Origin of the sequence: Pseudarthrobacter sp. NIBRBAC000502772 (assembly GCF_006517235.1) — a bacterium.
In the GTDB taxonomy this organism is placed as follows: domain Bacteria; phylum Actinomycetota; class Actinomycetes; order Actinomycetales; family Micrococcaceae; genus Arthrobacter.
The window spans coordinates 260725-279940 of the sequence record NZ_CP041188.1 but is presented as its reverse complement, the minus strand read 5'-3'; the positions used below and the strand labels follow the sequence as shown (position 1 = coordinate 279940).

Here is a 19216-nt window from a genome sequence, read left to right as displayed (position 1 = left end):
CAGTTTTCGCGATCCGCGCTGCCCAACCATCCCCCAGCAGCTGAAGGAGAGTGCGTGCCCCGCTCCGCCAGGTCATCCGCTGACGCGATCAGTGCCCGGCTCCGGGACCTCGAACTCCTCACAAAGGGACCCGCCTGGGCCCTGACGCGCTCGGCGCCCTGGGTGATCGCGGTGCTGCAGGCATCCTTTACCCGCACCCGTCCGCAGCTTCCGCTCGAGGAGTTCCACGCCGACGTCGACTCCTTCCTTGAGCAGCTCCGGCGCCAGGAGCCCGGGCCGGGTGGTGCCGCCATCGGCACGTCGTCCGGCAGGAACTATGCGGATGAGTGGACACGCAAGCATTTCCTGACCCGCCGCAACCAGTCGGGGCAGATCGTTTACGAGGTCACCGAGCCGGCCGCCCGCGTGCTCGCGTTCCTGGACAGCCTTTCCAGCGAGCGGTCCACGCTGAACGGTTCCCGGCTGGGCACCCTCCTGGGCGACGTGGAGAAGCTGGCCAACGAGACCAATCCGGACCAGAGTGCCCGGCTGGAATCCCTGGAGGACGAGATCGGGGAACGGCAGCAGCTGATCCAGGACATCAGCTCAGGCGACTTTGACGGCCTGCTGGACGACGACGAAGCGGTGGAAGCTGCCGGGAACATCCTGGACCTCGCTGCCAGCCTGCCCGCCGACTACAAAAAGATGCGCGACCGCATCGAGGAACTGGTGGGCGAGCTGCGCAACCAGATCATCGAGGAGTCGCTGAGCAAAGGCGCCACCATGGCGCAGGTGCTCGACGCGGACAAGCGGCTGCGGCAGAGCCCCGAGGGCAGGACCTTCCGCTCCTTCACCGCATTCCTGGAAGACCCGCAGCAGCAGCTCCGGTTCCGGTCGGCCATCGGTGAGGTCCTCAGCCGGCAGTTCGCCGACGACCTTTCGCCGGAGGACCGCGAGACGCTCAAGAACCTGGTGGCCGAGCTCCGCCACCAGCACAGCCAGATCCAGCGGATCTACGGCAAGCTCAGCGAAAGCCTCAACACCTACGTCCAGAGCGACGACTTCCGCCAGTCCGTCCGCCTCCGGAAGGTCCTGCGCGAGGCCGAGCAGGCCATCAGGTCCCTGCCGTATGAACGCGATCGGCCGGGACTGGTCCGCGGTCCGGTGCTGTTCAACGCCGGGTTCGAATCGCTGGCCATGGTCAAGCTCTACGACCCGGACGAGTTCGCCGTTCCGCCCAAGCTGGCCGACCCCATCGCCTTCAGCGACTCGGACCGGGTGCGCTCGCCGAGGACGGGCAAAGCACGTCCCGACGCCATCCGGGCCGCCGTGGCCGGCGCGTCCACCCTCGCCGAGGCCTGGGGGCAGCTGCCGCCGGAGGAACAGCACATCAACTCCATCCGCGCACTCCTCTCGCACGCCCTCCAGGATGGCGCGGCCTTTCACCGCGACGCCTGGGACGGCCTGGACTACGAACAGATCGACGGCACCACCCGCACGGCGTACCTGCCGGTGGTCACCCTCAAGAAGGATTGACGATGACTGAAGAAATTACGACGGCGGCACCCCCCGTTGAGGAGGCCGCACCGGCGGTCGAGCCCGAGATCCAAGGGATTTCGGCAGGCTCAATCACCAGGGTCGCCGGAGTCACGCCCCGGGACACGTTTGTGGACGGCGCGGCGCTGTTTCCCGGCGACACCGGCGTCCTCTCGATGAAGGTGCGCCAGGCGCTGGTCAAGCTGCTCAAAGGCCCGTACGTTGACGGCGGCCGCGACGAGAAGCTGTGGACTACGCTGCTGGACAACCAGATCATCCTGCGCAGCCGCCTGTCCGAGCTGTTCCTGACCCTGCAGCTGGACCACGAGCGCAAGATCGCCGTCCTGCGCCCGGTGGATCCGGAGGCCATCGGGGGCAGCAGCCGGTCGAGCATCCTGCGCCAACAGCGTGCGCTGAGCCGGGTGGAGACCATCGTGCTGCTCCGCCTGCGGATGCTCTTGGACCGCCACGTCACGGCCCAGACCGATGCCACCATCACCCGGGAGGAAATCGCCGACCTCGTGGCCCACTACCAGCCCGCCGGCCAGCAGGACGCGCTGCGGGATTCGGACGTGGTCACCCGGGCCATCACCAAGCTCCTGGCCCGCCAGCTGCTCCTCACCACGGGCCTGGATGACGTCTACACCATCTCCAACGCCCTCCCGCTGGCCCTCCCCTTCGAAAACATCGGCGACATCCCCGCCCAAATCGAAGCCCTGGTAGCAGCCACCACAGACCCCACAGGCACGGAAGCACTGATAGAGCTCGACACCCCGGTGGTTGAGCCTGTCGAAACCGAGGATGACGAGGACGACGACGCCGCGGTAGCCTCGGCCACCGAAACGGAGGAAGCCAAGTGAGCATCGCAACCATGCTGCCGATGGGCGATCTCACGAACCCGGGCCAGATGCGCCTGGCGTTGGTGCAGGTGGTCAACTGGGGCACGTTCCATGGGGCGCACACGATGCACGTGGACCGGAAAGGAACCCTGCTGACGGGCAACTCGGGTGTGGGCAAGTCCACGCTGTTTGATGCCATGCTGCGGGTGTTCGATGCCCGGCCGCGCTCCAACGAGGCCGCGGCCCAGCGTGCCGGCGGCGCTGTGGAGGACAAGAGGACCACGTTTACTTACATGCGCGGCAAAGTGGGCGACAAGGCCGTTGGCGAAGGCTCGGCCAGTGCGTTCCAGCGCCCCGGTGCCACCTGGTCCGCCGTCGCCCTGACGTTTGATAACGCCGCGGGCACCCGGATCACGGTGTCCGCACTGTTCGACCTGCCCAAAAACGGCGCGGAGTCCAGCGTTGGGCGTTTCTACGTGATCGACAGCAAGCCGCTGGACCTGCCGGCCATCGAGGACATCGCGGACAAGCGCTTCACCAAGGCTGCGCTGGAGACGATCTTCCCGGACGCCCAGATCTTCGATGTCCACAAGGCCTTTGCGGAGCGTTTCCGCCGCCTCCTCGGCATCAGTTCGGACCAGGCTCTGCCGCTGCTTCGCGTGATCCAGGCCGGCAAGGGCCTGGGCGGCAGCGTCAATACGTTCTTCCGCGACCAGGTCCTGGACGCCCCTGCCACCCTCGCCGCGGCCGATGACGTGGTGGAGGAATTCAGCAACCTCATGTCCATCCGGCAGCGGCTGGAGGACGTGCGGCAGCAGCGGGACCAGCTGGCCCCCGTGCCCGGCCTGAACAAGGAATACGCGCAGTCGCTCCTGGACGCAAACCGGCTCCGTGAGCTGTCCGGCGAGGAGTTCGAAGCGTACAAGCAGCAGCTCGCCGTCACCGTGCACCAGAAAACGCTGGCCCGGTTCAAGGAGCTGGCCCAGGCGAAAGCCAAGGAGCTGGGCGCGGAACGCTCGGTCCGCGACGGGCTGGCCAAGGATCTGCGCCAGCTGGAGACCGATTACAACAACCAGGGCGGCAACGCTATCTCCGCGATCGAGCAATCGCTGGACAACGCCAAGGTGGGTCTGCGGCTGCGCGAGCAGGTGGAGGAAGCGGCCCGCAAGGCCCTGTCCGACGCCGGCCTGCAGCTGGAGTGGACCGCTGACGGTTGGGAACAGGCCCACGAGCAGGCTGCCGCCAGGTCGGCCGAGCTCAAAGACGACTCGCAGGCCCTGCAGGAGCTCCGCTTCGAAGCCTTCGACGGCCACGCCACCAAGAAGCGTGAGCTGGCGGCAGCCCAGCAGGAGCTGCTGTCACTGAAGACGCGCAAGTCCCTGCTGCCGCCGTCGAGCATTGAAAACCGTGCGGCCATCGCCGCCGCCACCGGCGTTCCTGAGGACCGGATGCCGTTCGGCGGCGAGCTGATGGACCTCGCCGAGGGGGAGGAACGCTGGCGGCCGGCCGCGGAGCGTGCCCTCCGGAACCTCGCCACCACGTTGCTGGTCCCCGGCGAACATTTCGCCGCGGTGACCCGCTACCTGAACGACAACAAAGTACGCGGCGCCCTGCGCGCGGTGGACGTATCCAAGCCGCTCGCGGGCGGCGCCCTCGCTGTGGAGGACGCGCGCGACGGCGACCTGCTCACCAAGCTGGACATCCTCGCCAGCGGCGCGGTGGCCGACGCCGGGGAATGGATCCGGGAGCGGATCGCCCTCGATTTCGCCTACCCGTGCGTCGAGGACCCCAACGAGCTGGCCACACTGGACAAGGGCCTGAGCCTGGGCGGTGTGGTCAAACGCAACCGGCACACGGTAGAGAAGGACGACCGTTTCACGAGCCGCCAGGACTACGTGCTCGGGTTCGACAACGCCGCCAAGCTGGAACTCGTGGCCGCCCAGGTGGAGGACCTGCAGCAGGAACTCGCCAAGGCCGCCGAGCTGGCGCAGAGCCGTGAAGAGTCGCACCAGGGCATGAGCCGGCAGCTCGATGCCCTCCGCCGGATCGCAGAGGACCACCGGCCCTGGGAACAGGTGTCCGCTGCCGTCGCCGCCGATGAACTTACCCGGATTGAACAGCGGCTCAAGGATGCCCTCGCGGCCCAGGCCGACCTGGAACCGCTGCGGGCCAACATCGAGACGGCCCGCCAGAAACACCAGGCCAGCACCGAAGCCGCAGCAGTCCTGCAAAGCGAATACAAGGCACTGGACCGGCAAATGAGCGCCGCCGATTCGCTGCTGGAAGCCGCGCGTGCCCGCCTGGAGCAAGCGCCGCCGTCGGACGCCACAGTGACAGCGCTGGAACCGTACTTCACCGACTTCGGCGACGTCAGCGAGATGCATGAGCTGGACAACCTGGCCAACCGCGTCCGGACGGCGCTGTTGGGGGAGCTGCACGCCGCCGAGACGCGGGGTCAGGCAACCTCCGAGCGGCTGACCCGGATCTTCGAGGGTTTTGTGCGCGAGTGGGGCTCCGCGATCTCCGCGGACCACGGCACTTCCATCGGTGCGGCCGGGGAGTTCGAAGGCCGCTACCACGCCATCATCAGCGACGGCCTGCCCGCCCAGGAGTCCGAGTTCCGGCAGTTCTTCAACCAGCGCACGCACGAATCCTTCAGCACGCTGCTACACCTGCTGGACGAGGAGCGGCGGTCCATCACCAGCCGCATCCTGCCGCTCAACGGCATCCTGTCGGAGGTCAACTTCCACGAAGGCAGCTTCCTGGAACTGGACATCAAGCAGACCCTGCCGGCCACGGCCAAGCAGTTCAAGGACGCCATCCAGAACGCGCTGAAGGCCCGGCACACGCGACCCGCCCGCGCCGGATCCGGCCCGGGTTCCGGCCCGGAAAGCGGGGGAGGCGACGACGCCGAGCTCACCGCCCGGTACAAGACCCTCGAAACGCTCGTAAAGCGGCTCGGCTCGCCCACCCCCGAGGACCGGCGCTGGCGCGCCGAAGTGCTGGATGTCCGCGGGCACCTGTTTATCCAGTGCAAGGAGCACCGTGAGGTGACAGGGCCGGCGTCGGGCAGGAAGGGCGGCGGCAAGCGGACCGACGTTTACATGCACGCCGACACCGGCTCCATGTCCGGCGGCGAGCGGCAGCGCTTCACCGCGTTCATCATGGCCGCGGCGCTGAGCTACCAGCTGGGCATCGCCGAGCAGGGGTTCACCACTTACGGCACCGTGATGATGGACGAGGCGTTTGTGCTGGCGTCGGAGGAGTTTGCCGGCGCCGGGATCAAGGCGCTGCACGAGTTCGGTTTCCAGCTGCTGCTGGCCGCTCCGGAGAACGTGATCGACCTGTCCCGGCACCTGGGCTCGGTGACGGAGATCCTGCGGGACAAGCGCACCAACCGCTCCGGCGTGCTCACCGCCCCGGTGATCCGGCCCAGGCCCGGCGCGGAAGGCCAGTGGCGGTCCGAGGCGAACCCCGTGGACATCGTGCTCCGCTGACCAGTCTTCAATACCCCAACGCGGGGTCACATTACGCCCAAAATTCCCGCCGGGAAGGGCCATATGTGACCCCGCGTTGCTATTGATTGAGGGCAGCCGTGCACGCGTCGATCTGGGCCTGGACGATTGCGCCGTAGTGTCCCACCAGCTCGTCAAAGTTCCAGCCGTCGAAGAGGCCCAGGGTGCGGACGGACTCGCCGAATCCGGTCATCAGGGCCACCACGGTGGAGGCGAACCGCCGCTCCGGTGTTGTGTCCCCGATCAGGCTCGCGATGGCGGCGAGGTACCTTTCGCGGACATCCGTCCGGGCTGCCTCGGGGTCGGGGGAGTCCAGCACGGCGAACGGGATGATGGCCCACGGCTCCTGCGTTCCGCGTTCCCGGCGCATCAACACACGGAAGACGAGGGCCCTGCCGAGTTCCGACGTCGGGACCTCAAGTTCGGCGAGCTGCGATTCGTCGGGCCGGACGGCGGCATAGAGCTTTTCCTTGGAGACGAAGAGTTTCATGACCAGGGCCGCCGAAACGCCCGCGTCGGCGGCTATGTCCCGCACCGTGACGGCGCGGTAGCCGCGTTCCCCGAAAAGCCGTCCGGCGGCGCTGAAGATCGCGTCGTGGCTGCGGCTGCTCATGCGCCCACCGGCGCCATGGACTTTTCCTCCACACGCGGCGCGGCGAGATCAACGGTGACGGAGCGGTTGTCCACCGCGAGCTTCCGCGCCATGGCCTGGTGCGTCGCCGGATCAACCATGGTCACGATGTAGCGGCCGGCGAGGGGCAGCGGAAACGCATACGCGCCGTCGTCGTCCGAAAGGGTGGTGTGCACGTAACCCCCGCTTGCCTCAAGGAGCGTCACCACGGCGCCGGCCACAGCCGCGCTTCCGGCCGTGACCAGTCCGCTGATCTCCAGCCGGTCCCGAAGCAGGAAGTTCTGGTGCCGGGTGCGGCCGTCGAAGTCGAAGACCTCGGCCATCGGCGCCCAGCCTGCCGCATTGGTCACCATGAGGTACTTCCCGGCGCCGGGGAGGGCCACCGAATAGTTGCCTTCCGTATCCACCCGGCTCCAGTCCACCGGCTCGCCGGCGGTCTGAAGTACGGTCACGACTGCGGGAGTGACTGGGCGGTTGTCCGGTGCAAGGACGCGGCCCTGCACCACGATTTCGGCCGTATTGACGGAGGCGGCGGTGTCAGCTGCGGATGGCCGGCGGGCTGCCGTGGCCTTCGGGATGATGACCGTGGCCGCCACCGATGCGGCCGCTGCCAGCGCGGCCAGCCAGAACACGTCCTTGAAGGCATCGAAGGACGGAAGCTGCACGGCCCCCACCGTCATGCTGACCGAGGTCAGGACCGCGGCAACCGCGGCGCTCGACGTCGAGGTGCCGATGGACCGGACCAGGCTGTTCAGCCCGTTGGCCGAGGCTGTCTCGGTGATCGGCACCACGCCCATGATCAGTGTGGGCATGGCCGCGTAGGCGATTGCGGTGCCCACGCTGACAACGGTTGAACCGATGATCACCCATGCGATGGAGTCGTAGAAGAAGACGCGGCTCACGTAGCCCACAGTCATCACGACGGCGCCGGCGATCAGCGCAGACTTGCCGCCGAAGACGCGGATGATACGTCCGGAAACAGGCGCGAAAATCACCATCGCGAGCCCGGAGGGGACCATACACAGCCCTGCGGTGATGACGTTCAGCCCGAAACCGTAGCCCGTGGCGGTAGGCAGCTGGAGCTGCTGGGTGGTGAGGAGCATGTTGGCGAACATGGCGAAGCCGATGAGCAGCGAGGCCACGTTGGTCATGAGCACCGGCCTGCGGCCCGATGTCCGCAGGTCAACCATCGGCTGGCTGACTTTCAGCTCGTACGGGACCCAAGCAGCCAGGAGTATTGCGGCCGTGAGGAACAGCAGCAGCACCGGCTCCGAGCCCCAGCCCCACGCGCCACCCTTGGAGATCGCCAGCAGCAGGGCAGCCAGGGCTGCGGAGAGCACCAGCGCCCCCGCGTAATCGAAGCGCCCGGGTGTGCGGACCTTGGATTCCGGGACCACCAGGGCCACGGCAATAAGCAGCAGTGCGCCGGCCGCAGCGGACACCCAGAAGATCGAGGCCCACCCCAGGCTCTCGTACAGCACCCCGGCCAGGGGCAGGCCCATGGCGCTGCCGATTCCCAGGGTGGCACTCATCAAGGCAACGGCGGAGCCCATCTTCTCCTTGGGCAGCTCATCGCGCATGATGCTGATGCCCACCGGAATCAGGGCAGATGCGAAGCCCTGGAGCGTCCTGCCGATGACCAGCCACAGGAAGGATCCGCCAACCGCGGCAATGACCGAACCGGCCACCATGATTGCCAGGCAAACCACCATCATCTTGCGCTTGCCGTACATGTCCGCGCTGCGGGACACGATGGGTGTTGCCACGGCGCTCGCGAGCAGGGTGGCGGTCACCAGCCAGGAGGCGTCGTCGGCGGTGATACCCAGGATCCGGGGGAAATCCGGAAGGAGCGGCACAACGAGTGTTTGCATGAGGGCCACCACCGTGCCGCTGAGGGCAAGTACGGCGGTGATGGCGGACGGGGACGGGCCTCGGTTGGTGTTCAGGGCTTTGGAACGCGGCATCAGGTGCTTTCAAGTGTGGATTGGGATGGGTCACGCGGCACGGTGAACGCGTGTTTACCCCTTAAGAGTGAACCATCGTTCACCCCGTGCCGGCAATGACCTGGCGCTATATATTGCGTCACATGATCAATTACGCAATACAAAGCTTTTCTAATTACGAGCAGGCTAGGCTACCCTTACTTAGGTTCGCATCATTCACCTAAGGAGCTCCGTGACTTCCCCCCTCTTCTCCGGCCCGAGAGCCACCCGCCGCACGCTGTTCAAGTCAGCCGGCAAGGCAACGGCCGTTCTGGCCGCCGCGGCACTCACACTGTCCGCCTGCTCCACCGGCCCCGCGTCCTCCACCTCGGACGCCAGCAGCTCCAGCTCCAGCAGCTCGCAGTTCCCTGTCACCATCAAGCACGCCTTCGGTGAAACCACCGTCAAGGAACAGCCCAAGCGCGTAGTCACCGTTTCCTGGGTCAACGACGACGTTGCCCTTGCCCTCGGCGTGGTCCCGGTGGGCGTCCCCAAGAACGAATGGGGCGGCAACGAGCAGGGCTCCACGCCGTGGAAGGACGCGGCGCTGAAGGAACTCGGCGCGAGCTTCGGTTCCGACAAGGCTCCGGTCCAGTTCTCCGAGGCCGACGGCATCAACTTCACCGAGATCGCCAAGCTCACCCCGGACGTCATCCTGGCCGCCTACTCCGGCCTGACCGACGAGGACTACAAGAAGCTCAGCGAGATCGCCCCCGTGGTGGCGCACCCCGAGGTTGCCTACGGAACCTCATGGCAGGATTCAACCTCCATCATCGGCAAGGCCCTGGGCAAGGAGGCTGAAGCTACCAAGCTCATCGCCGACACCGAGGCCACCGTCAAGACGGAAGCTGCCAAGTACCCGCAGATCGCCGGCAAGAGCTTCGTCTACGGTTACACCGATCCCGCAGACCTCACTGCCACGGGCTTCTACACCGCCAATGACAACCGTCCGAAGTTCCTCTCAGCCATCGGGATGAAGCTGGCCCCGGTCGCCGAGAAGGCTTCAGCCGGCTCCAAGGACTTCTTCGTGACGTGGGCCGCCGAGAAGGCCAACGAACTTGACGCCGATATCTTCCTGAGCTCGGTTGAGGATGCCGCCACCGCCGAGGCCGTCAAGAGCGACCCCCTGCTGGGCCAGATTCCGGCCATCAAGGACGGTGCGTTCGTTGCCGACGCGGACAAGAGCCTGGTCCTGGCAATCTCGGCCTCCTCGCCGCTGAGCCTGCCGTGGGCGCTGGACACCTTCCTCCCGCAGCTCGCCACCGCCGCGGATGCAGTGAAGTAAGCACCGCTCCATGACGGAAAGTACGACTACGGCACCCGCCGGACAGCGCGAACGGACAGTTGGGGCCCCGGTCGGGTCGCAACGAGGGCCCCAAGTGTCCGTTCGCGCCGGTCGATGGGCTATCGCCGGCGGGAAGGCCAGAACCAGGCAGGCCGCCTGGCTGCTGGCTGCCGTCGTCGTACTTTCCTTGTTAGCCGCCGCTTCCCTGGCCATCGGCGCCCGCGGCCTTTCCCTGGCCACCGTGTGGCAGGCCCTCACGCAGTTTGATCCCGCCAACGGCGACCACGCCGTGGTCCACGCGCGCATCCCGCGCACCGTCCTGGGAATCCTCGTGGGCGGTGCCTTGGGCCTGGCCGGCGCCGCCATGCAGGGCGTTGCCCGCAACCCGCTGGCAGATCCGGGCATCATGGGTGTTAACGCCGGCGCCGCGCTGGCCGTGGTCACTGGCATCTACCTTTTCGGCGTCACCTCCCTGAGCGGCTACATCTGGTTCGCATTCATCGGCGCCGGAGCTGCCGCCGTCGTGGTTTACCTCATCGCTTCGATGGGCAGGGACGGTGCGACGCCGGTCAAGCTCGCCCTCGCCGGCGCCGCGCTCAGCGCCGGGCTCTATTCCCTGATGAGCGTCATCCTCGTCTCCAGCCAGGACACCCTGGACCGCTTCCGTTTCTGGCAGGTGGGCGGAATCTCCGGCCGCGACTGGGCCGTGGTGCTCCCCGGCCTGCCGTTCCTGGCCGTAGGTGCGCTCATTATTCTTGGCACCGGCCGCATCCTCAACAGCCTGGCGCTCGGCGATGACATCGCCCGCGGCCTCGGCCAGCGTGTGGGCCTGACGCGTGCAGTGACAGCTTTGGGCATCGTGCTGCTGTGCGGCTCCGCGACTGCATTGGCAGGGCCCATCGGCTTTGTTGGCCTGGTCATTCCGCACGCGGTCCGCTCACTCACCGGCCCCGACTACCGCTGGATCCTGCCGTTCTCCCTGGTCCTCGCGCCGGCACTTTTGCTTGGCGCGGACATTATCGGCCGCGTTGTGCTGCTTCCCGGCGAGGTCCCGGCCGGCATCATGACCGCACTCGTGGGTGCGCCCGTCTTCGTCTGGCTCATCCGCCGTGGCAAGGGAGCCGGATTGTGAACCTCGTCGAAACCAAACCCCCCGTTGACCTATCACTTCCGGTTGCCAAAACAGGGTCTAAGCGACCAAAACTGATAGCGCAACACTGGCGGACCGCCTTCCTCGCCCTCGGCGTCGTGGTTATGTTCGCCACCTATGTGCTGCTGGGCAGCTACACCGTGACCGTCCCGGACTTTTTCAAGATCCTCATCGGACACCTGACCGGCGGCGAGAGAATCCCGGGCGCAAGTTTCATTGTTATGGAGAACAAGCTGCCCCGGGCCGTCATCGGCGTGATGATCGGCGCCGCGTTCGGCCTCTCCGGCGGCCTGTTCCAGACCATGCTCCGCAACCCGCTGGCCAGCCCGGACGTGATCGGCATCAGCTACGGAGCCAGCGCGGCCGCGGTCACCGCCATCGTGATCTTCGGCGCCACCGGTCCCGCCGTGTCCGGGGCGGCACTTGGCGGCGCGCTGGGCATCGCAGCGCTGATCTATGCCATCTCCCGCGGACCGTCACTGGGCTCCGGCGGCGGCACCCGGGGGAACGCCGCGGGCAACCGGCTGATTCTGGCCGGCGTGGGCATCGCCGCGGCACTGCACGCGGTGGTCAACTTCATGATGACCCGTGCGGACATCCGCACGGCAGCCGACGCACTTATCTGGCTCAACGGCTCCCTCAACTCCGCCAACTGGGACCGGGCGGGCATGCTCTCCTTGGCGCTGCTGGTCCTGGTCCCCGCCGTCATGGCCCTTGCCGGGCCGCTGCGCATCCTGGAACTCGGCGACGACGCCGCGGCCGGGCTGGGCATCCGCGTCGGGTTCACCCGCCTCGCCGTGGTGGTCACCGCCGTCGCACTCGCCGCAGTGGCGACGGCGGCCGCCGGGCCGGTCTCGTTCGTCGCCTTCCTGGCCGGTCCCATCGCGCGGCGCTTGACCCGCAAAGCCAGCCTCCCGGCGTCGGCCCTGGTGGGTGCGCTGATTGTCCTCACGGCCGATTACGTCGCGGCCAACCTCGCCCCCTTGCTGCTGGACGGCACCGTGCTGCCCGTCGGTGTTATCACCGGCGCGCTCGGTGCCCCGTTCCTGCTGTGGCTTCTGGTCACGGCCAACCGAAAGGATGCCTGACATGCCCGTTCTCAGCGCCCAGGACCTCACCCTCAAATACGACCAGCGCTGCGTGGTGGACGGCCTCACGGCGGAAATCCCCGAGGGCAAGGTGACCATGATTGTGGGCGCCAACGCCTGCGGTAAATCCACGCTGCTCCGCGGCCTGTCCCGGCTCCTCAAACCCGCCTCCGGGACGGTGACCCTGGACGGCAAGGACATCCACGCCCGGCCGGCCCGTGAACTGGCGCGCACCCTGGGGCTCCTCCCGCAGCACCCCACCGCGCCGGACGGCATCGCTGTCCGCGACCTCGTGGGCCGTGGGCGGTATCCGCACCAGGGCTTCTTCCGCAGCTGGAGCACGGGTGACGACGCCGCGGTGCAGCGTGCGCTGGAAGCCACGGAAACGCTGGAACTCGCTGAGCGGAACGTCGATGAACTGTCTGGCGGCCAGCGCCAGCGCGTCTGGATCGCCATGGCACTGGCCCAGGAAACCGACGTGCTCCTGCTGGACGAACCCACCACCTACCTGGATCTGGCGCACCAGGTGGAAGTCCTGGACCTGGTCATGGACCTGAACCGCAAGCGCGGCACTACCGTGGCCATCGTCCTGCACGACCTGAACCTCGCGGCACGCTACGCGGACCATGTCATCGCCATGAAGGGCGGCGAGATCGTGGCCCTGGGTGACCCCATAACTGTTGTCACCGAAAAGCTGGTCCGCGACGTTTTCGGCCTTGAGTCCCGAGTGATTCCCGATCCCGTCTCGGGCACACCCCTGATCATCCCCATCGGCCGCCACCACACCGCCGCAACCGAACTGGAGCTCGTTTCATGAAGACCCGCGACATCGCCGCCACCGAGCCCATGACCTTGGCTTTCGAGGTGACCGTTTCCTCGGTGCAGGAGCTGAGCCCCAACTTCCGCCGGATCACCTTCGGCGGCTACTCGCTGCGTGACTTCGGCGTTAACGGAGATACGCTCGACCTGCGGATCAAACTGATGATCCCTTCCCTGGCGTCCGACGGCACGCAACTGCCCCTGCCGGTCTTCGAAATGGAGCAGGCGGGCTGGTACCGGGAATGGCTGGCCATGGACCCCGCCGTACGCGGCTCCATGCGCACGTACACGGTCCGCCAGTCCCGGCTTGATGCCGTTTATCCGGAAATTGACGTCGACTTTGTGATGCACTTCGACGCCGACGGCCACGGCGGTCCCGCCGCGAACTGGGCCCAGAACGCCCAGCCGGGCGACGCCATCACTATCATCGGCCCCAACAGCCGAGCCGCCCAGTGCTACACCGCCGAGGTTTACGGTGGCATCGAGTGGCGGCCCGGAATGGCCCAGCGTGTCCTGCTCGCCGGCGATGAAACCGCCATCCCCGCTATCTCCGCCATCCTCGAAAGCCTGCCGTCCTACATGACCGGCCACGCCCTCCTGGAAGTACCGGAAGCCGGCGACTTCCTCGATCTCAAGACGGACGCCGACATCGACATCACCTGGCTTGCCCGCGGCGCCGCCATTGGCCGCTCACGCCCGCACGGCGAGCTGCTGCAGCATGCAGTGCGCACTGCAGTTCCCGTTCCCGGCTGGGTGGGCATCAAAGCGTCCGACGCCGGCGCGGGCCCGGAGCCCGAAGACGTCAATGTGGACGTGGACATCCTCTGGGAGACCCCCGCGCGGATGGAGACAGCCGAAATCGAGGCCACCAAGAACCCCGCCATGCCTGCCGGCGCCATGCCTTTCTACGCCTGGATCGCCGGTGAGGCTGCCGTCATCAAGGACATGCGGCGGTACCTGGTGCGGGACGTGGGGATCGACCGGAAGCAGGTTGCCTTCATGGGGTACTGGCGCCAGGGTAAGGCCGAGGTCTAGCCGAGCGCTTCTGGGCCTTCCCCTGCCACCGGGATCTTGATGAATCATCACCTTAACGAACCACGGTCGTTGCCACTCCCGAAAGTCAGGGTGTCGCAACGACCGCTGGAACTCGCCAGGCCTGGTGGGTTTTTCTTACTTGTAGACGCGGACCCAGTCGACCTGCATCTGCGACGGCTTGGTGGCGGAGCCGTCCGGGAACCAATCCAGCTGCAATGTCTGCTTCATGGCGACAGAGGGCTGGTGCGCCGGGTTCGTGTCAGTGAAGGTCTTTACTCCGTCGACGTATCCGCTGATGCCGGCCGGGGTCCACTCCACCGCGTAGTTGTGCCACTGTGTGCCATCGACGGGCGTCGCCGCTGTGGTCTGGAAATCCGCTCCACCACAGGCGTAGTGCAGGAAGAACCTCATTACGGAGGTGACTGAGCTGCCCTCGGCATAATCGATCTCGGCACAGTTCGGGGCAGCGTTGTTGTTAAGGATCAGGACCGGGTGGTATTTCGGGTCCCGTGAATTGGTTTTCATGCGCGTTTCCCAGCGGCCATACCTTTGTTCCGCGAACTTTGCCGACATGCCGCCAGTGGTGCCGGCTGCGTCTCCGCTGACGGTGGCCACGCCGTTGGCAACCGACCAAGCCTGGGGACTGCGCAGGCCTTTGCCGGCATGCCCTGCACTGTTATAGACACTCCATTTTGTCCGGTCCGGTGCGCCGGTGTTGGAGAATTCGTCGCCCGTCAGGACCGGGCCCCAACCGAAGGCGGTAGCTGCCTGCGCACCGTCACCCGTCGTGGCGAGAGCCTGGCCGGCTGCGGGCCCCGGCTGGGCCGGGGCCGGGGCCGCGGCCAGCGCAGGCGCCGGAGTGACGGCTGCCGCCGGGGCTGCCTCCGCCGAAGCGGGGGTCTGGCCGCTGCTCGAAGCTGTGGGCGCCGGAGACGCTGCGGCTGAAGACGCCGTGGCTGCGGCAGTTGGGGCTGGAGTGGCAGGTGCGGACGCGCGGCCAGCCGAGGATGGGGCAGACGCTCCATTGGTCGTAGGGGCTAGGCTGCAACCTGTCAGGGACAAAGCACCCATGGTCGTTATGATGGCTATTTTCTTGAACAAGATACCTCCGGGCTAGGACTGGAAGAAACTACTGATGCACTTGAGACGATGACGAGTGCGGAAAGCATCCTTGGGCCCCTTGGCAGGGCCGGAGCTAGCAGGCGCCGAAGGGGCGCATCGGGGGTCCAGTGATCGGGCGCCCGGGGCCCTGCATTGGGGCCAGCCGCCAACGTTACCTGATCGTGACCATAGGTCGCAAAAATGTGACAAAGGCTGAGCAACTGCCGATGATCAGAGGCGGCGGCTTGATGGACACGCCTAGCACGCGGCGCTGCAATCGCGCCCCCGCACTCTGCCCCTGGGTCGCAACCTTTCTGCACGTCCTGTTGCTGTCCGTTTACCTTGGCGTTTCTTTGGCCGGTTACTTTCAGTGGATGGGTTCTAATCCTTTACTCTCGGACCGTGAGGGCCGGCGGGTGTTTGTTGCTTTGGGGGACTCGTTTACAGAAGGTGTTGGGGACCGGGATGAGCGGCTGCCCAACGGCGTCCGGGGGTGGGCTGACCGGGTGGCGGAGAAACTGGCCAAGGCTGAGCCGGGGTGGGAATATGCCAACCTTGCCATCAGGAGCAAGCGCCTGCGTCACGTCATCATCGAGCAGCTGGAACCGGCGCTGGCCATGAAGCCCACGCTGATCACGCTGTACGCCGGCGGAAACGACATCCTGGACATCGGCACGGACATGGCTGCCCTGATGGACGAGTACGAGGACCTCGTGGCGCGACTGGCCGGGACCGGGGCCACGGTGGTCCTTTTCACCGGCTTCGACGTCAAAGTCTCGGCCGTTCTGGAGCTGCTGAAGAAGCGGAACACGGTCTACAACCAGCGCGTCCGCGAGATCTCTGTGAAATACGGGACGGTCCTGGTGGATTACTGGTGCCTGGATGCCTTCCATGACCGGCGGATGTGGGACTCGGACCGCCTCCACATGTCCAAAGCGGGCCACAAGTACCTGGCCGGACAGGTGCTGGACCAGCTCGGGGTGCCCCACAAAATCCGGCTCAAGGACTGGGACCCACCGGAGCGGCTCAGCCTCCGGGAGTGGGAACAGCGGCAGCGGCGTTGGGTTAACGACTGGGTGCTGCCGCTTTTTGGCCGCAAAATCAGGGGCGTCACCCTCGGGGATGCACTGGCGCCGCGCTGGCCGGAACCCGTCAGGGTGCCGCGGAAGCGCGGGCTGAAGAAGCTGATGGACCGGGACGCGGTGCTCAAGAACAGTCCGAAAGCAAGTGGTTTGTAAACAGCTGTTGACTTGTGTGCAACATCACAGATACTGTTGCGGCACTGACGACGACTCAACGCGTCAGCTCTAGTCCGCTCAGCGCTGTGTGGGCCGTTCGGGGCGTGAACCGCCGCCGTCGGGATGCCAGCGTGAACGCGGAATCCCCAACCTGCCCCTTCGGCACACGGCGCCCTTTGGCGTGCGCCGGGAGGGCCCCAGCCTTGAGAGGCACCACCGCGATGACTGACAGTTCCCTTCATTTTGACCGCAGGAAACTCCTGAAAGCAGCAGCGTTGACCCCATTTGCAGGCCTGGCACTGTCCGGCTGCGGGGCAAAGCCCGCCGATAGCGCGGCAGCCAACAAGACAGTCACGGTCACCTCCTACGGCGGCTCCTACAATGACCAGCTGACCCAGACGATTCTGGACCCCTTCTCCAAGCAGTCGGGGATCCAAACCACGCTGCTGGCCAACACCAGCCTGGCCGCGCTCAAGGCCCAGGTGCAGTCCGGGGACGTGCAGTGGGACCTCGTGGAAATCACCGCCCCGGAGTACGAAACGGCCGTGGCAGAAGGCCTCCTGGAGCCGTTCGACTACGACATCATCAGCGACAAGGGCCTGCCCGGCTACGCCAAGGCGGAGTACGGCATCAAGTACCTGAGCTTCCTGTTCGTGATGGCCTGGGACCAGAAGGCCATCCCCGATGCGCAGGCCCCCAAGGACTGGGCGCAGTTTTTCGACCAGGGCAAGTACGATACCAAGCGCTCGGTCTACAACCAGCTCTCGGACAGCTCCGTGCTTGAGGCCGCACTACTGGCCGACGGCGTGCCGTTCGACCGGATCTACCCGCTCGACGTCGACCGGGCCCTGCGCGTGCTGGGCCACCACCCCGGCAAGGACCGCCTGCTTTACCACGCGGCCAACCAGGAGCCCATCCAGCAGCTCACCTCGGGCGAGGTCTCGCTGTCCACGAGCTTCAACAACCGCATCAACGCGGCCCGCAATGACGGCGCCAAGCTGAACTTCAGCGCGGAAAACGCAGTCCTGGCCGGCGACTACTTCGTGGTGCCGAAGGGGGCCAAGAACAAGGAAGCCGCCTTCAAACTGATGAACTTCATGTCCAACGACGCCGAGGCCGGCGCTGCCTTCGACACGGTCACCAACCTGACCCTGGCCAACACCGCGGCGCTGTCCAAGCTGCCCAAGGAGGTCGCAGACACCCTGCCCACCAGCCCGCGCCTGGCCGACAAGATCCTGGTCCGTGACGACAAATGGTGGTCGGAGAACCTGAAGAAGACCGAGCAGCAGTTCAAGCTGTGGCAGGCCAGCTGACATGAGCAACGCAACCTTGCAACGCGCGCGTCCGGAGGGACGTGCCCCGGCACCGGAGCCGGAGAAACCCCGACGGCGGCGCACCACCTGGTGGCTGCTGCTGGCCCCGATCCTGGCCTTCGACGTCGTACTGTTCCTCAGCCCGCTGGGCAAACTGGTGGGCTCGAGCTTCACCGGCAACGCCTACCAGCGCGTCCTCGAAGACCCGCTGGTAGTCCGTTCCCTGATCAACACCCTGAGCATCAGCCTGGCATCCACCGTCGTCACCGTGGTCCTGGGCTACGTCATTGCCCTGGTGCTGTGGCGCTCCGGCACGGTGACCCGCGTGATCCTGTTCGCCGTGGTGCTGCTGCCCTTCTGGACCGGCATCCTGGTGAAGAACTTCGCGTGGGCCGTGCTCCTGCAGGACAACGGCATCGTGAACTCCTTCCTCCAGGCGGCGGGCCTCACCGATGCTCCCATTGAGCTGCTGCACAACCGGCTGGCCGTGATCATCGGCATGGTTCACTGCCTGCTCCCGTATGCGGTGTTCCCGATTTTCTCCTCGCTGACCTCGATCGATGACCGGCTTGCCCTGGCGGCGCGTTCGCTCGGGGCCAAGGAAGCCTCAATCTTCCGCCGGATCACCCTGCCGCTCAGCATGCCGGGCATCTCCGCGGCAGGTTTGCTCGTGTTCATCATCAGCACCGGCTTCTTCATCACCCCGGTGGTCATGGGCGGACCCGGCGACATGATGATCGCCAACCAGATCGACTACTACGCGCGCCAGCTCACCGACTTCTCCGGGGCCGCGGCCCTGGCCGTGATTCTGACAGTGCTGGTCAGCATCCTCGTTGCCATCTACCAGCGAGTGCTCAGGGCGGGAGGCCAACATGCAGACAACTAATCCCCGGCAGCGGCTGCTGACGCTGCTTTCCATCCCGGTGTTCCTGTTCCTGGTGGTCCCGACGGCGATCGTGGTGCCTGTTGCCCTTAATGACAGCCGCTACATCACGTTCCCGCCCGAAGGAATCTCATTCGCCGCCGTCGCCGGCTTTTTCGCTGACAAGGCATGGACCTCGGCCCTGACAGCCAGCCTCCAATCTGCAGCGATCGCCGTCGTGATCGGTGTGATTCTCGGCGCGACCGCGGCGATCGGCCTGCACGGACGCAAGTTCCCGGGCCAGCAGGCTGTCGTCGGGCTGATCCTGGCGCCGATGATCGTCCCCACCGTGGTGCTGGCGCTGGCGTTCTACCAGTTCTTCATCTCGCTCGGTGTGCTGGGCAGCATCCTCCCCATCGGCCTGGCGCATGCCGTCATCGCCACCCCTTACGTGTACTTGACCACGCGTGCCAGCCTTGCCGGACTGAACCCGGCGCTGGTCAATTCGGCGCAGAGCCTGGGCGCCGGATGGCTGTCCGTGTTCCGGCACGTCTACCTGCCGGTCATCCTGCCCGGGCTGGTTTCCGGGGCGCTGTTCGCCTTCTCGGTCTCCATCGACGAGACCGTGATGTCGCTGTTCATGCAGTCGCCCAGCGCCACCACCCTGCCCGTGAAGATGTTCACCGACATCCAGTTCAACCTGACCCCCAAGATCGCGGTGTCCTCGGCCCTGTTGGTCACTGTGGCCACCCTGGGGCTGTTGTTCCAGGTCATGTTCGTTCTCAAACGGCGTTCCACCGCCAGGATGCTGCCGCTGGCCGTGTCCGCACCAAACTAAGGAAG

General features: G+C 66.3%; 15 protein-coding genes. 12 read left to right on the top strand and 3 right to left on the bottom strand.

Features of this window, described 5'->3' with window-relative positions; translation table 11 throughout:
• The first annotated feature begins 54 nt into the window (after window positions 1-54).
• From NIBR502772_RS01310 to NIBR502772_RS01300, 3 genes are read left to right on the top strand one after another with little or no spacing between them, the layout of a single operon-like run.
• The gene (locus tag NIBR502772_RS01310) at window positions 55-1515 is read left to right on the top strand and encodes a DUF3375 family protein (RefSeq protein ID WP_141138747.1); all 1461 of its coding nucleotides are present in this window, start codon (window positions 55-57) and stop codon (window positions 1513-1515) included.
• A gap of 2 nt (window positions 1516-1517) precedes the next feature.
• Window positions 1518-2375 (top strand): DUF4194 domain-containing protein, encoded by an 858-nt coding sequence (locus NIBR502772_RS01305; protein ID WP_141138746.1) that lies wholly within the window; start codon window positions 1518-1520, stop codon window positions 2373-2375.
• A complete protein-coding gene (locus NIBR502772_RS01300; protein ID WP_141138745.1) occupies window positions 2372-5851 on the top strand; it encodes an ATP-binding protein in 3480 nt (1159 codons plus the stop codon). The genes NIBR502772_RS01305 and NIBR502772_RS01300 overlap by 4 nt, the downstream gene beginning before the upstream one ends.
• Window positions 5852-5930: 79 nt before the next feature.
• On the opposite strand, the gene NIBR502772_RS01295 is transcribed toward NIBR502772_RS01300, so the two are convergent.
• Window positions 5931-6482, bottom strand: a complete 552-nt coding sequence (locus NIBR502772_RS01295) for a TetR/AcrR family transcriptional regulator (protein ID WP_141138744.1) — start codon at window positions 6480-6482, stop codon at window positions 5931-5933.
• On the bottom strand, window positions 6479-8464 hold the full coding sequence (locus NIBR502772_RS01290; protein WP_141138743.1) for an MFS transporter: 1986 nt from the start codon (window positions 8462-8464) through the stop codon (window positions 6479-6481). Before NIBR502772_RS01290 ends, NIBR502772_RS01295 begins: the two co-directional genes overlap by 4 nt.
• A 211-nt stretch (window positions 8465-8675) precedes the next feature.
• Here NIBR502772_RS01290 and NIBR502772_RS01285 point away from each other — a divergent pair, with 211 nt between their 5' ends.
• From NIBR502772_RS01285 to NIBR502772_RS01265, 5 genes are all read left to right on the top strand, one after another.
• Window positions 8676-9767, top strand: coding sequence for an iron-siderophore ABC transporter substrate-binding protein (locus NIBR502772_RS01285; RefSeq protein ID WP_141138742.1), 1092 nt, complete (start codon window positions 8676-8678; stop codon window positions 9765-9767).
• A 10-nt stretch (window positions 9768-9777) separates the two neighbouring features.
• A complete protein-coding gene (locus NIBR502772_RS01280; protein WP_141138741.1) occupies window positions 9778-10899 on the top strand; it encodes an iron ABC transporter permease in 1122 nt (373 codons plus the stop codon).
• 122 nt (window positions 10900-11021) lie between these two features.
• Window positions 11022-12005 carry an iron chelate uptake ABC transporter family permease subunit gene (locus NIBR502772_RS01275; RefSeq protein WP_141141881.1) on the top strand — a complete coding sequence of 328 codons (984 nt, stop codon included), beginning with the start codon at window positions 11022-11024 and terminating at the stop codon, window positions 12003-12005.
• Between the two features lies 1 nt (window position 12006).
• Window positions 12007-12822: an ABC transporter ATP-binding protein gene (locus tag NIBR502772_RS01270; RefSeq protein ID WP_141138740.1), complete on the top strand. Its 816-nt coding sequence runs from the start codon at window positions 12007-12009 to the stop codon at window positions 12820-12822.
• On the top strand, window positions 12819-13859 hold the full coding sequence (locus NIBR502772_RS01265; protein WP_141138739.1) for a siderophore-interacting protein: 1041 nt from the start codon (window positions 12819-12821) through the stop codon (window positions 13857-13859). The genes NIBR502772_RS01270 and NIBR502772_RS01265 overlap by 4 nt, the downstream gene beginning before the upstream one ends.
• A 135-nt stretch (window positions 13860-13994) precedes the next feature.
• On the opposite strand, the gene NIBR502772_RS01260 is transcribed toward NIBR502772_RS01265, so the two are convergent.
• A complete protein-coding gene (locus NIBR502772_RS01260; protein WP_210412365.1) occupies window positions 13995-14930 on the bottom strand; it encodes a glycoside hydrolase family 16 protein in 936 nt (311 codons plus the stop codon).
• A 404-nt stretch (window positions 14931-15334) separates the two neighbouring features.
• Between NIBR502772_RS01260 and NIBR502772_RS01255 the strand changes: the two genes are divergently transcribed.
• The 4 genes from NIBR502772_RS01255 (at window position 15335) to NIBR502772_RS01240 (ending at window position 19211) form a co-directional block, all read left to right on the top strand.
• Entirely contained in the window at window positions 15335-16198 is an 864-nt protein-coding gene (locus NIBR502772_RS01255) for an SGNH/GDSL hydrolase family protein (protein WP_141138738.1), read from the top strand.
• Window positions 16199-16419: 221 nt separating this feature from the next.
• Window positions 16420-17511: an extracellular solute-binding protein gene (locus tag NIBR502772_RS01250; RefSeq protein WP_141138737.1), complete on the top strand. Its 1092-nt coding sequence runs from the start codon at window positions 16420-16422 to the stop codon at window positions 17509-17511.
• Window position 17512: 1 nt separating this feature from the next.
• The gene (locus NIBR502772_RS01245; RefSeq protein WP_141138736.1) at window positions 17513-18397 is read left to right on the top strand and encodes an ABC transporter permease; all 885 of its coding nucleotides are present in this window, start codon (window positions 17513-17515) and stop codon (window positions 18395-18397) included.
• Entirely contained in the window at window positions 18384-19211 is an 828-nt protein-coding gene (locus NIBR502772_RS01240) for an ABC transporter permease (protein WP_056342111.1), read from the top strand. The genes NIBR502772_RS01245 and NIBR502772_RS01240 overlap by 14 nt, the downstream gene beginning before the upstream one ends.
• Window positions 19212-19216: the final 5 nt, after the last annotated feature.